Source organism: Streptomyces sp. NPDC012835, from assembly GCF_042900885.1.
Taxonomy (GTDB): domain Bacteria; phylum Actinomycetota; class Actinomycetes; order Streptomycetales; family Streptomycetaceae; genus Streptomyces.
In genome coordinates, this window is record NZ_JBIBBW010000002.1 from 1,221,456 (window position 1) to 1,233,579 (window position 12,124).

The 12,124-nt window shown below is 72.6% G+C and carries 13 protein-coding genes; 7 read left to right on the top strand and 6 right to left on the bottom strand.

The genetic code is table 11. The annotated features are described in order from the left end of the window. Nucleotides 1-57: 57 nt before the first annotated feature. Nucleotides 58-990 (top strand): pseudouridine synthase, encoded by a 933-nt coding sequence (locus tag ACFY6S_RS12880; RefSeq protein WP_388826541.1) that lies wholly within the window; start codon nt 58-60, stop codon nt 988-990. Here the strand turns inward: ACFY6S_RS12880 and ACFY6S_RS12885 are convergent. From ACFY6S_RS12885 to ACFY6S_RS12895, 3 genes are all read right to left on the bottom strand, one after another. Then, a complete protein-coding gene (locus ACFY6S_RS12885) occupies nt 975-1,604 on the bottom strand; it encodes an MBL fold metallo-hydrolase (RefSeq protein ID WP_388826544.1) in 630 nt (209 codons plus the stop codon). The two genes, ACFY6S_RS12880 and ACFY6S_RS12885, sit on opposite strands and share 16 nt — an antisense overlap. Then, entirely contained in the window at nt 1,604-2,689 is a 1,086-nt protein-coding gene (locus ACFY6S_RS12890; protein ID WP_388826547.1) for an S-(hydroxymethyl)mycothiol dehydrogenase, read from the bottom strand. The genes ACFY6S_RS12885 and ACFY6S_RS12890 overlap by 1 nt, the downstream gene beginning before the upstream one ends. A gap of 105 nt (nt 2,690-2,794) precedes the next feature. After that, nucleotides 2,795-3,496: a FadR/GntR family transcriptional regulator gene (locus ACFY6S_RS12895; protein WP_388826550.1), complete on the bottom strand. Its 702-nt coding sequence runs from the start codon at nt 3,494-3,496 to the stop codon at nt 2,795-2,797. A gap of 149 nt (nt 3,497-3,645) precedes the next feature. On the opposite strand from ACFY6S_RS12895, the gene ACFY6S_RS12900 reads away from it, so the two are divergent. Both ACFY6S_RS12900 and ACFY6S_RS12905 read left to right on the top strand, forming a co-directional pair. Beyond that, the gene (locus tag ACFY6S_RS12900; RefSeq protein ID WP_388826553.1) at nt 3,646-4,155 is read left to right on the top strand and encodes a gluconokinase; all 510 of its coding nucleotides are present in this window, start codon (nt 3,646-3,648) and stop codon (nt 4,153-4,155) included. 20 nt (nt 4,156-4,175) lie between these two features. Next, a complete protein-coding gene (locus ACFY6S_RS12905) occupies nt 4,176-5,573 on the top strand; it encodes a GntP family permease (RefSeq protein WP_388826557.1) in 1,398 nt (465 codons plus the stop codon). Between the two features lie 89 nt (nt 5,574-5,662). Here the strand turns inward: ACFY6S_RS12905 and ACFY6S_RS12910 are convergent, their stop codons facing one another. Continuing rightward, nucleotides 5,663-6,622 (bottom strand): hypothetical protein, encoded by a 960-nt coding sequence (locus ACFY6S_RS12910; protein WP_388826560.1) that lies wholly within the window; start codon nt 6,620-6,622, stop codon nt 5,663-5,665. A gap of 294 nt (nt 6,623-6,916) precedes the next feature. Continuing rightward, entirely contained in the window at nt 6,917-8,572 is a 1,656-nt protein-coding gene (locus tag ACFY6S_RS12915) for an FAD-binding dehydrogenase (RefSeq protein WP_388826563.1), read from the bottom strand. A 94-nt stretch (nt 8,573-8,666) separates the two neighbouring features. Between ACFY6S_RS12915 and ACFY6S_RS12920 the strand changes: the two genes are divergently transcribed. Genes ACFY6S_RS12920 through ACFY6S_RS12930 form a run of 3 tightly spaced genes read left to right on the top strand, consistent with a single transcriptional unit; the run spans nt 8,667 to nt 9,955 of the window. Further along, entirely contained in the window at nt 8,667-9,206 is a 540-nt protein-coding gene (locus ACFY6S_RS12920) for an NUDIX domain-containing protein (RefSeq protein WP_388826566.1), read from the top strand. 9 nt (nt 9,207-9,215) lie between these two features. Beyond that, nucleotides 9,216-9,608, top strand: coding sequence for a YidH family protein (locus tag ACFY6S_RS12925; RefSeq protein WP_388826569.1), 393 nt, complete (start codon nt 9,216-9,218; stop codon nt 9,606-9,608). Then, complete coding sequence (locus tag ACFY6S_RS12930) at nt 9,608-9,955, top strand: DUF202 domain-containing protein (protein ID WP_388826572.1); 348 nt, start codon at nt 9,608-9,610, stop codon at nt 9,953-9,955. The genes ACFY6S_RS12925 and ACFY6S_RS12930 overlap by 1 nt, the downstream gene beginning before the upstream one ends. A 36-nt stretch (nt 9,956-9,991) precedes the next feature. Here ACFY6S_RS12930 and ACFY6S_RS12935 read toward each other — a convergent pair whose 3' ends face one another. After that, nucleotides 9,992-10,927 carry an NADP-dependent oxidoreductase gene (locus ACFY6S_RS12935; protein WP_388826575.1) on the bottom strand — a complete coding sequence of 312 codons (936 nt, stop codon included), beginning with the start codon at nt 10,925-10,927 and terminating at the stop codon, nt 9,992-9,994. A gap of 171 nt (nt 10,928-11,098) precedes the next feature. Here ACFY6S_RS12935 and ACFY6S_RS12940 point away from each other — a divergent pair, with 171 nt between their 5' ends. Beyond that, nucleotides 11,099-12,010, top strand: coding sequence for an MBL fold metallo-hydrolase (locus tag ACFY6S_RS12940; protein WP_388826578.1), 912 nt, complete (start codon nt 11,099-11,101; stop codon nt 12,008-12,010). Nucleotides 12,011-12,124 lie beyond the last annotated feature (114 nt).

A 12,124-nucleotide genomic window follows, 5' to 3' on the forward strand; every position in this document is an offset into this window, starting at 1 on the left:
GGCGCGGGCCTCGCACGGCAACCAGGATCTCCGCCCCGGCCGGTACACTCCGGGCCCGTGCCCCGCAGACACCGACCTCCGCCGCCCGCCCCGCTCCCCCAGCGCGACGGGATCGATCCGGTGCGGCTGCGGCTGCCGGCCGATCCCGGCGCGGCCTGGCCGACGGTACGGGACCATCTCGTCGCGCGGTTCGGGGCGGCGATCGGCGTCGGGCGGATCGACGCGATGCTGCGGGAGGGCCGGTTCGTGGCGGCGGACGGGCCGGTCGCCGGCGCCGAGCCGTACACGCCGGGGCGGTACGTCTGGTTCCACCGCGACTTCACCGCCGAGGAGCGGGTGCCGTTCGAGGTCGGGATCGTGTACCGGGACGAGCGGATCGTCGTCGCGGACAAACCGCACTTCCTCGCCACCACGCCGCGCGGCGGCCACATCACCGAGACCGCGCTGGCCCGGCTGCGGCGCGGCCTCGGCCTGCCGGAACTCCAGCCGGCCCACCGGCTGGACCGGCTGACGGCGGGGCTGGTGCTCTTCGTCGTGCGCGCCGGGGACCGGGGCGCGTACCAGACGCTGTTCCGGGACCGGGCGGTACGCAAGGAGTACGAGGCGGTGGCCGCGTACGACCCGGGTGTGACGCTGCCCGTGACCGTACGCGGCCGGATCGAGAAGGAACGCGGGACGCTCACCGCGCGCGAGGTCCCCGGTGAGCCGAACAGCGAGAGCCGGATCGAGCTGCTGGAGCACCGGGGAGGGCTCGGCCGGTACCGGCTGCTGCCGGCCACCGGCCGCACCCATCAGTTGCGGGTCCATATGAACGGCCTGGGGCTGCCGCTCCTGAACGACCCGCTCTATCCGGTGGTCCGGGAGGACAGCCCCGACGACTACGGGCGGCCCCTGCAACTGCTGGCGAGGGCATTGGAGTTCACCGATCCGGTGACCGGTGTCCCGCTGCGCCTCACCAGCCGGCTGCGGCTGGCTCAGTGGCCGCGCTGAATCCACTCCTCCAGGTGCGGGGCCTCGGCGCCGATGGTCGTCGAGTCGCCGTGCCCGGTCCGTACGACGGTCTCCGGCGGCAGGCTCAGCAGCCGGTCGCGGATCGAGTCGACGATCGTCGGGAAGTGCGAGAACGACCGGCCGGTGGCGCCCGGTCCGCCCTGGAAGAGCGTGTCGCCGGTGAAGACCGTCGACAGCTCCGGGGCGTAGAGGCAGACCGCGCCCGGCGCGTGGCCCGGGGTGTGCAGCACGGTCAGGGTGATGCCAGCGACCGAGAGCGTCCCGCCGTCGGTCAGTTCGCCGTCCGGGATCTGCTCGGGGTACGTCTGCTTCCAGAGCGGCAGATCGTCCGGGTGCAGCAGGACGGAGGCGCCGGTGGCGGCGGCGAGCGCCGGAGCGGCGTCGATGTGATCGTTGTGCGCGTGCGTGCAGACGATGGCGCGCAGCGTACGGCCGCCGAGCGCGGCCTCGATGGCGGCGGCGTCGTGGGCGGCGTCGATGACGATCGCCTCGGAGTCGTCGCCGACGATCCAGACGTTGTTGTCGACGTCCCAGCTGCCGCCGTCCAGGGAGAAGGTGCCGGAGGTGACGAGGTGGTCGATGCGGACGCTCATCAGAACACCACCACGGAACGCAGCACGTCGCCCTCGTGCATCCGGGCGAACGCCTTCTCGACGTCGCCGAGGCCGATGGTCTCGGTGACGAAGGCACCGAGGTCGATCCGGCCCTGCTGGTGCAGGTCGACGAGCATCGGGAAGTCCCGGGACGGCAGACAGTCGCCGTACCAGGAGGACTTGAGGGAGCCGCCGCGGCCGAACACGTCGAGCAGCGGCAGTTCGAGCTTCATCTCCGGGGTGGGCACGCCCACCAGGACGACGGTCCCCGCCAGGTCGCGGGCGTAGAACGCCTGCTGGTACGTCTCGGGGCGGCCGACCGCCTCGATGACGACATCAGCGCCGAAGCCGCCGGTCAGCTCCCGGATCGCCTCGACGGCGTCGGTGGAGCGGGAGTTGACGGTGTGGGTGGCGCCCATCGACCGCGCCGTCTGCAGCTTGCGGTCGTCCACGTCGACCGCGATGATCCGGGCCGCGCCCGCGAGCCGGGCGCCGACGATCGCCGCGTCCCCGACGCCGCCGCAGCCGATGACCGCGACGGAGTCGCCGCGGCCGACCTGTCCGGTGTTGATGGCGGCGCCGATGCCGGCCATCACACCGCAGCCGAGCAGCCCGGCGACGGCCGGGGAGACGCTCGGGTCGACCTTGGTGCACTGACCGGCCGCGACCAGGGTCTTCTCGGCGAAGGCGCCGATACCGAGGGCCGGGGACAGCTCGGTGCCGTCCGTCAGGGTCATCTTCTGCTTCGCGTTGTGCGTGTCGAAGCAGTACTGCGGCCGGCCGCGCAGGCAGGCACGGCAATTGCCGCACACCGCGCGCCAGTTGAGAATGACGAAGTCGCCCGGGGCGACCTCGGTGACACCGTCGCCGACCGACTCCACCACACCCGCGGCCTCGTGGCCGAGGAGGAACGGGAATTCGTCGTTGATGCCGCCCTGCTTGTAGTGCAGATCGGTGTGACAGACGCCGCACGCCTGTACCTTCACCACGGCCTCACCGGGCCCCGGATCGGGTACGACGATCGTCTCGACCCGTACCGGCTCGTTCCTGCCGGGGGCGACGACCCCTTGCACCTGCTGCGCCATGCCAGGCCCTGCCTCTCCTCGTACCCGGGGACACCTCGAACGGTTCGTCCCCTCGCGTGTCCCACTATCCCGTGCCGGGGGCGGTGCGAGGAGCACCGGCGTGCGTCAGGGGGCCAGTACGTCGAGTTCGTGCAGGGCGCCGACGGCGATCTGCCTGGTCAGCTCCTCGGCGCGGGCGGCGTCGCCCTCGCGGACGGCCTCGGCGACCCCCACATGGAGGGTGACCGCCGCGGGGTCGGGGTCCTCGAACATCACCTGGTGCTGGGTGCGTCCGGTGAGCACCTCGGCGACCACGTCCCCGAGCCGGGCGAACATCTCGTTGCCGGACGCGTTGAGCACCACCCGGTGGAAGGCGATGTCGTGCACGAGGTACTCCTCCAGCCGGCCGCCCCGGGAGGTGGCGACCATGCCGAGCGCCCGCTCGGTGAGGGCCGCGCACTGTTCGGGGGTGGCGCGGCGGGCGGCGAGTCCGGCGGCGACGGGTTCGATCGCTGAGCGCAGTGTGGTCAGGGAGCGCAGTTGGCGCGGCCGGTCGGCGCCCGCGAGCCGCCAGCGGATGACGCGGGGGTCGTAGACGTTCCACTCCTCGGTGGGCCGCACGGTGACGCCCACCCGGCGCCGGGACTGGACCAGATGCATGGATTCGAGCACGCGGACGACCTCGCGGACGACCGTGCGCGAGACGTCGAAGCGCTGGGCGACCTCGTCGGTGCGGACGACGCTGCCCTCGGGGTATTCGCCGGCGGTGATGGCGAGACCGAGGGTGTCCAGCACACGGGTATGCAGGCCCCGGCCTTCTGTGGTCATGGAGGCAAGACTACGGGGCACCCCCTGGACGCCGATAAGTACGACGTTTATGTCACAGTCTCTTGAATAAGTCATACCTAATGGGTTTCAGTAGCGCGACGGACTCGTGTCCGTCGTGGACCGATGTCGAGGAAGACAGCGAGGCAGCGATGAGCACCCCCCACGTCGTCGTGGTGATGGGCGTAGCAGGGACCGGCAAGACCACGGTCGGGCCCCTGCTCGCCGACGCGCTGGGCGTCCCGTACGCCGAGGGCGACGATTTCCATCCGCCGGCGAACATCGCCAAGATGTCCGCCGGGACGCCGCTGGAGGACGCCGACCGGTGGCCCTGGCTGGCCGCGATCGGCGCCTGGGCGCACGACCGGGCCGGTCTCGGCGGGGTGGTGAGCAGCTCCGCGCTCAAGCGGGCCTACCGCGACCGGCTGCGGGCCGAGGCGCCCGGCGCGGTCTTCCTGCATCTGACCGGCGACCGGCCGCTCATCGAGCGGCGGATGAGCGGCCGCGAGGGGCACTTCATGCCGACCGCGCTGCTGGACTCCCAGTTCGCCACGTTGGAGAACCTGGGCGCGGACGAGGCGGGCGTCGCCGTCGACGTGTCCGGCACCCCCGAAGAAATCACCGAACGAGCCGTCGCCGCGCTGCGCCGGCTCGAAAGCTGAAGGAAGTTCCCGTGACTCCCGTGACCAGTCTCAGCGTCGAGACGCTGGCAGCGGACGCCGTCGAGCCGATCACCTCGGCGGGCAACGCACAGTTGGGTATGGCGGTTCTCGGCGGTATCGCCGTCATCGTCCTGCTCATCACCGTCTTCAAGCTTCATGCCTTCCTGGCCCTGACCCTCGGCTCGCTGGCGCTCGGCGCCTTCGCCGGGGCTCCGCTGGACAAGGTCATATCCAGCTTCACCACCGGGCTCGGCTCCACGGTCGCGGGGGTGGGGGTACTGATCGCGCTCGGCGCGATCCTGGGCAAGCTGCTCGCCGACTCCGGCGGGGCCGACCAGATCGTCGACACGATCCTGGCGAAGGCGGGCGGCCGGGCGATGCCCTGGGCGATGGTCCTCATCGCCTCGGTGATCGGGCTGCCGCTCTTCTTCGAGGTCGGCATCGTGCTGCTGATCCCGGTGGTGCTGCTGGTCGCCAAGCGCGGCAACTACTCGCTGATGCGGATCGGCATTCCGGCGCTGGCCGGGCTCTCCGTGATGCACGGTCTGATCCCGCCGCACCCGGGCCCGCTCGTCGCGATCGACGCCCTCGACGCCAATCTCGGTGTCACGCTGGCGCTCGGTGTCGTGGTCGCCGTCCCCACCGTGATCGTCGCGGGTCCCCTCTTCTCCCGGTACGCCGCGCGCTGGGTGGACCTGCCGGTGCCCGAGAGGATGGTGCCCGAGCGCACCTCGGACGACCTGGAGCGCCGGCCGAGCTTCGTCGCGACCGTCTGCACGGTGCTGCTGCCCGTCGTGATGATGCTGGGCAAGGCGCTTGTCGACATCGTCGTGGACGACCCGACGCATCTGGTCCAGCGGGTCGCCGACGTCGTCGGTTCGCCGCTGATCGCGCTGCTGGCCGCCGTGATCGTCGGCATCTTCACCCTCGGCCGCGCGGCCGGGTTCACCAAGGACCGGATCTCCTCCACCGTCGAGAAGTCGCTCGCCCCGATCGCGGGCGTGCTGATGATCGTGGGCGCGGGCGGCGGCTTCAAGCAGACGCTGATCGACTCCGGGGTGGGCGAGATGGTGCTGGACATCTCCAAGAGCTGGTCGATCCCGGCGCTGCTGCTGGGCTGGCTGATCGCGGTGGTGATCCGGCTGGCGACCGGTTCGGCGACGGTGGCGACGATCTCGGCCGCGGGTCTGGCCGCACCGCTCGCCGCGGACATGTCCACGACGCACGCGGCACTGCTGGTCCTGGCGATCGGCGCGGGCTCGGTCTTCTTCAGCCATGTGAACGACGCCGGATTCTGGCTGGTGAAGGAGTACTTCGGCATGAGCGTCGGCCAGACGATCAAGACCTGGTCGGTGATGGAGACCCTGATCTCGGTGGTGGGCATCTGCTGCGTGCTGCTGCTGTCGCTGGTGCTGTAGCGAACGTCCCCGTACGCGATCTGCCCGTCGACAGCAGCAGGCGGGGTGTTCCTTTCCGTAGAGGGAGGGTGGTCTCCGGCCGAGGGGGGTCAGACGGAGCCGAGCGCCTCGTTGCGCGCGGCGACGAACGCCCGGTGCGGATCGCGGTCCGGGTAGGACCAGGGAGCCGGGGTGATGTGGCCGCCGATGCGCTGGAACAGCGCGGCGGCCTCGGCCACGCGCCCGTCGTGGAACTGCGCGTGGGCCAGGAAGTTGAGGTCGACGCGGTTGCGCGGATGTACGTCGTTCTCCCACTCCAGCCACCAGTCGAAGGCGGCCTTCAGCACCTGGCGGGCCCGGCGTCCGGCCCAGTGACCGGAGGCGGCGGGGTCGGCGGGCTCGTACCCGGCGCCCGCGAGGACCCGGTAGCGCTCGGCGTGGGCGACGACGGGCAGGATCGCGAGCGGCGAGTCGGCGGGGGCCTGTTCGGCGGCCCAGGCGGCGAAGTCGTAGACCTCGTGGAGCGGGTCCTGCCCGGCGTCGGCGTGCCGCTCGGCGAGACGGGCGGCCATCAGGTGGTGGGCGTGGTGGTGGTCGGGGTGGCGGGCCCTGACCTCGTCGAAGAGGCGTGAGGTCTCCTCCTCCGTGCCGAGGGTGCGGGCCAGCAGCAGCAGTCCGAGCCAGGGCGTGGGGTCGGCGGGGGCCAGCCGGATCGCGTCGCGGCAGGCGCCGCGCGCCCGCGTCTCCTTCTCCTTGCCGCGCAGGACGCCGAAGACGTGGGCGCAGGCGAGCAGGGTGGTCGCGTCGGCGCTGCCGGGCTCGGCCATGAGCCACTCCCGGGCCCGGGGGACGGCGCCGGCCGCCTGGGCGAGGACGAGGACGCGGTGGCCCCTGCGGTCCCAGTCCTGGCCGGTGGCGGCGAGCAGGGTCCGCGCTTCCGACCAGCGACCCTGGGCCAACTGGTCTCTCACGGTGGCGAGTTCGATGTCGTCCAGGGCCGGATCGAAGAAGTGGTCGGGGCGGGAGCCCCGTCTTCGTAAGCGGCCCAGGGGCGGCGGAGGCGGAGACATCCGCGGTTTCCCTCCAGGCACATGAACGAGCGATGATCGCACGCAAGCAAATCGGTAGCCGGTACCTCACGTCAAGTAATTGCCTGATGCGAATTGCCGCCAACCGGCCTTGCCCGCAGGGTGGTTACTCAGTGGTACGGGTCGGCCGGGACCGTCCGGGCAGCTCCGGCGGCACGCGAGCCGGCCGCCGACGCGGTGTTCCGCCCCGGGGCGCCCGCGACATCACGGAACGTAGTGTCGCGCGGCGGCGGCCGTGGGCGCGCGGGCGCGTGAAGGACGGGCCGCCCGGCGCCGTCATCTGACGGCCTGTGCCGCCGCCCGTCCCGCCGTACGGCCCGAGAAGACGCAGCCGCCGAGGAAGGTGCCCTCCAGCGAGCGGTAGCCGTGCACCCCGCCGCCGCCGAAGCCGGCCGCCTCGCCCGCCGCGTAGACCCCCGGCAGCGGGTCGCCGCTCGCGGTCAGGACCCGCGAGGACAGGTCGGTCTCCAGGCCGCCGAGCGACTTGCGGGTCAGGATGTTCAGCCGTACGGCGATCAGCGGACCCGCCTTCGGGTCCAGGATCCGGTGCGGAGCCGCCGTCCGGATCAGCTTGTCGCCGAGATACTTCCGTGCCCCGCGCACGGCTGTGACCTGGAGGTCCTTGGTGAAGGGGTTGGTGATCTCGCGGTCGCGCGCGGTGATCTCCCGGCGCAGCCGCGCCTCGTCGATCAGCGATTCGCCGGTGAGCGCGTTCATCCCGCGCACCAGCGCGCCCAGGTCCCGCTCCACCACGAAGTCGACGCCTCTGTCCATGAACGCCCGCACCGGTCCCGGCACGTCGGCGCGGGCCCGGCCGAGCACGTCGCGGACCGACTTCCCGGTCAGGTCGGGGTTCTGCTCGGAGCCGGAGAGCGCGAACTCCTTGCCGATGATGCGCCGGTCGAGAACGAACCAGGTGTACTCGTGGCCGGACCGCATGATGTGTTCCAGCGTCCCGAGGGTGTCGAAGCCGGGAAAGAGCGGTACGGGCAGCCGCCGGCCGCGCGCGTCCAGCCAGAGCGAGGAGGGCCCCGGCAGGATCCGGATGCCGTGCCGGGCCCAGATCGGGTCCCAGTTCTCGATGCCCTCGGTGTAGTGCCACATCCGGTCGCCGTTGATCAGCCGGGCGCCCGCCGCCTCCGCGACGCCGAGCATCAGCCCGTCGACGTGCGCGGGCACCCCGGAGAGCAGCTTGCGCGGCGGGGTGCCGAGCCGCTCGGGCCACTGCGCGCGCACCAGGTCGTGATTGCCGCCGATACCGCCCGACGTGACGATGACGGCCTGCGCTTTGAGCGAGAACTCGCCGGTGACCGTACGGCTGCTCGCGGTCCCGCGCGCGGCGTCGCTCGGCTCCAGGACCTCCCCGGTCACGGTGTCGACGGCGCCCGCCGTGCTGGCCAGGCCGGTCACCCGGTGCCGGAAGCGCAGGGTCACCAGCCCCTGGGCGACCCCTTCACGCACCCGCCGTTCGAACGGCTCGACCACGCCGGGTCCCGTACCCCAGGTGATGTGGAAGCGCGGTACGGAATTGCCGTGCCCGGTGGCGTCGTACCCGCCGCGCTCCGCCCAGCCGACGACGGGGAAGAACCGTATGCCCTGGCCGTGCAGCCAGGCCCGCTTCTCGCCGGCCGCGAAGTCGACGTACGCCTCGGCCCAGCGGCGCGGCCAGTGGTCCTCGGCGCGGTCGAACCCGGCCGTGCCGAGCCAGTCCTGGAGGGCGAGGTCGCGGCTGTCCTTGATGCGCAGCCGGCGCTGCTCCGGCGAGTCGACGAGGAAGAGACCGCCGAAGGACCAGTGCGCCTGTCCGCCGACCGACCGCTCGGGCTCCTGGTCGAGGACGATCACGGACCGCCCCGCCTCGGCCAGTTCGGCCGCCGCCACCAGCCCCGCGAGGCCCGCCCCGATCACGATCACATCAGCGTCGTACGCCATGGCATCCATCCTTCGCGGGCTTCACGGGCGGGGCGGGTGAGTGGTCCGATCTTCCGTACGGGTGAGTAACGAGTCAACTGGTTGGATGGACGACATGAGTGACACGCGGAACCCCGCCGAGGAGATCCTCGACATCGTCGACGAGAACGACCGGGTGCTCGGGCAGGCGCCACGGGGCGAGATCTACGCGAAGGGCCTGCGCCACCGCTGCACCTTCGTGTTCGTACGGGACGCGGAGGACCGGGTCTTCGTCCACCGCAGGACGCCGGGGAAGATGGCCTTCCCCTCGCTGTACGACATGTTCGTGGGCGGGGTCGTCGGCGCGGGCGAGAGCTATGACGACGCGGCGCTGCGCGAGGCGGAGGAGGAGCTGGGGGTGACGGGCCTGGACCGTCCCGTACCGCTGTTCCCGTTCCGCTACGACGCGCCGGACGGGTCCTTCCTGGAGAACGCGTACGTGTACGAGGTGCGCTGCGCGCTCCCGGTGCGCCCGCAGCCGGAGGAGATCGACTGGCACGCCTTCCTGCCCGAGGAGGAGCTGGAGCGCCGGCTGGACGAGTGGGAGTGGGTGCCGGACGGGCTGGCCGCCTACGGGCGCCTCCGGGCGCTGCGCGCCGGACGGGGCCCCGCGTAGGGTGCGCGGGTGAGTGATTTCGTACGGAACCTGCGGCTGTGGTTCGCGCCGGGGCGCGTGGCCGAGGAGGGCGACACCCCCGACTACCGTTTCTCCCTCGCCAACGAGCGCACCTTCCTCGCCTGGATCCGTACGGCGCTGGCGCTGGTCGGCGGCGGGTTCGCGGTCGACCAGTTCCTGCCGGACCTGCGCTGGGGGGTGCGGGTGGGGCTCGCGGTGGCGCTGCTCGCGGCGGGGGCGCTGTGCGCGCTGCGGGCGGTCGGCCACTGGGTGCGCTGCGAGCGGGCGATGCGGCGCAAGGAGGATCTGCCGGTGTCCGGCTTCCCGACCCTGCTGAGTCTGGCGGTGGCGCTGGTGGCCGTGGCCATGCTGGTGATCGTGGTGCTGGGCCGGGCGGGCTGATGGCGGCCGGGGCGGACGGCGCCACCGGGGCCGCCGGGGAGGTCCGGGGCAGGGATCCCGGGCTCCAGCCGGAGCGGACGCGGCTGGCGTGGCGCCGTACGACGCTCTCCTGCACGGTGGTGGCGGTGCTCGCGGCCCGGCAGGCGATCCACGGCGGCGCCACACCCGCCGGGCTGACCGCAGCCGCGCTGAGCGCCCTGCTGTGGCTGGGGTTCCTGGCCGTCGCGCACCGCCGGGTGGTGGCGCTGACGGCCGCGAGGCCGGGGGTCATGTCGCGGGGCGGCGCGGTGACGGCGGTGGCCTGCACGGTCCTGCTGGCGGTGTGCGCGGTGCCGATCATGCTGTGACGGCGGCCTCGCGGGCACGCGGGCCCTGTCGACGGCTCAGTCCACCGTCAGGACGACCTTGCCTCCGACGCCGCCCGCCTCGTTGAAACGGAACGCCTCCGCCGCCCGCTCCAGCGGGAACGTCCTGGCGACCCCGACCTCCAGCACACCGTGCTCCGCGAGGGCGGCGAGCGCCGCCAGGTCCGCCGCTTCCGCCCGCGCGAACGCGTAGACGCCGCCCAGTTCCATGACCCCGCCGTCGGCGATGGAGGCCAGCCGGCCGCCGGGCGCGAGCAGCGGCGGGGTGGCCCGCAGCAGGTCGCCGCCGATGATGTCGAACGCCGCGTCCACCCCGTTGGGCGCGAGCGCCCGCACCTGTGCGCCGAGTTCGTCGGGGCCCTCGCCGTACCGTACGGCCTCGCCGCCGAGCGCCCTGATGTGCTCCTGCCCCGACTCCCGGGCGGCGCCGATGACCCGGGCGCCGAGGTGGCGGGCGAGCTGGACGGCCATCGACCCGACCGCGCCCGCCGCCGCGTGCACGAGCACCGTCTCGCCGGCGCGCAGCCGCAGGGCCCGGTGCAGGACCTGGTAGGCGGTGAGCCCCACCAGCGGCAGCCCGGCCGCCTCGGCGAAGCTGAGGGCGCTCGGCTTGCGGGCGAGGGTGCGCACCGGGGCCGCGACGTACTGCGCGAAGGTGCCGCGGGACAGGAAGTCCTCCCGTACGTACCCGATGACCTCGTCGCCGACGCCGAACTCGGTGACGGCGGCGCCCGGCCTGACCACGACCCCGGAGACGTCCCAGCCGGGGATCACCGGGAAGACCGGTTCGAGGATCCCGTCGAGATAGCCCTCCCGGCACTTCCAGTCGACGGGGTTCACCGCCGCGGCCCGCACCTCGACCAGCACGGAGTCGGGTCCGACCTTGGGCTCGGGGCGCTCTCCGTACTCCAGGACGTCCGCTCCGCCGTAGCGGCTGTAGCTGATGGCCTTCATACTCCGACACTCCGACGCCCCCGGCCGGTCCGCAAGCCGGGACGGGCCGGGTCCGGCGCGGAGCCGGGCCCGACCGGAGCCCGGTCGGGACCGATCGGGACCCCGTTTTCGGCGACAGACCATCAGGTGACAGGCTCGGGGCGACCGTAGTCCCGACCAGGGGGAGCCGCCGTGGCAGCCACCGATCCGTACACCGTCCGCCTCACGTCCGAGGTGTACGCCTATGTCCAGCCCGACGGCGGCTGGTGTCTGAACAACGCGGGATTCATCAGCGACGGGGAGTCCACCCTGCTGATCGACACGGCGGCCACCGAGCGGCGGGCGCGCGCGCTGCGGGAAACGGTGCTGGCGACCGGGGTGCCGCTGCCGCGTACCGTCGTCAACACGCACCACCACGGCGACCACACCTACGGCAACGGGGTGTTCACCCCGGAGGCCACCGTGATCGGCCATGACGCCTGCCGGAGCGAGCAGTTCGCGGCCGGGCACCAACTCCATCTGATGTGGCCGAAGAACGACTTCGGCCATATAGAGATCACCGCGCCGACCGTCACGTACAACGACCGGCTCACCGTGCACGTGGGCGGGATAGAGGTACGGCTGATCCACCCGGGCCCCGCGCACACCATCGGTGACTCGATCGTGCATCTGCCCGAGCAGTCAGTCGTCTTCACCGGCGATGTGGTCTTCCGGGGCGGGACCCCGTTCGTGCTCATGGGCTCGTTGCGCGGGTCGCTGCGCGCGCTGGACCTGCTGCGCTCGCTCGACGCGACCCATGTCGTACCGGGCCACGGCCCGGTCGGCGACGCGTCCGTGTACGACGAGACGGAGCGCTATCTCCGGTTTGTCACCGAACTGGCCGCGAAAAGTCACACCAAGGGACTGACCCCGCTGGAGGCGGCGCGGTCGGCGGATCTCGGGGAGTTCGCCGCGTGGCGGGAGAGCGAGCGGCTGGTGGCCAATCTCCACCGGGCGTACGCGGAGCTGGACGGCCTGCCGGAGGGCTCGCCGCTGAACGCGGCGACGGTGTTCGCCGACATGACGGCGATGAACGGCGGCGTCCCCGTGGCCTGCCACGCCTGACGGCGGTACGGCGGTACGGCGGCACGGCGGCACGGCGGCACGGCGGCACGGCGGCACGGCGGCACGGCGGCACGGCGGCACGGCGGCACGGCGGCACGGCGGCACGGCGGCACG

Excerpts from the sequence above, each read along its gene's own strand:
- ACFY6S_RS12885 (WP_388826544.1), bottom strand. The coding sequence starts at position 1,604 with ATGAGCGTCCGCATCGACCACCTCGTCACCTCCGGCACCTTCTCCCTG.
- ACFY6S_RS12890 (WP_388826547.1), bottom strand. The coding sequence starts at position 2,689 with ATGGCGCAGCAGGTGCAAGGGGTCGTCGCCCCCGGCAGGAACGAGCCG.
- ACFY6S_RS12895 (WP_388826550.1), bottom strand. The coding sequence starts at position 3,496 with ATGACCACAGAAGGCCGGGGCCTGCATACCCGTGTGCTGGACACCCTC.
- ACFY6S_RS12900 (WP_388826553.1), top strand. The coding sequence starts at position 3,646 with ATGAGCACCCCCCACGTCGTCGTGGTGATGGGCGTAGCAGGGACCGGC.
- ACFY6S_RS12910 (WP_388826560.1), bottom strand. The coding sequence starts at position 6,622 with ATGTCTCCGCCTCCGCCGCCCCTGGGCCGCTTACGAAGACGGGGCTCC.
- ACFY6S_RS12915 (WP_388826563.1), bottom strand. The coding sequence starts at position 8,572 with ATGGCGTACGACGCTGATGTGATCGTGATCGGGGCGGGCCTCGCGGGG.
- ACFY6S_RS12920 (WP_388826566.1), top strand. The coding sequence starts at position 8,667 with ATGAGTGACACGCGGAACCCCGCCGAGGAGATCCTCGACATCGTCGAC.
- ACFY6S_RS12930 (WP_388826572.1), top strand. The coding sequence starts at position 9,608 with ATGGCGGCCGGGGCGGACGGCGCCACCGGGGCCGCCGGGGAGGTCCGG.
- ACFY6S_RS12935 (WP_388826575.1), bottom strand. The coding sequence starts at position 10,927 with ATGAAGGCCATCAGCTACAGCCGCTACGGCGGAGCGGACGTCCTGGAG.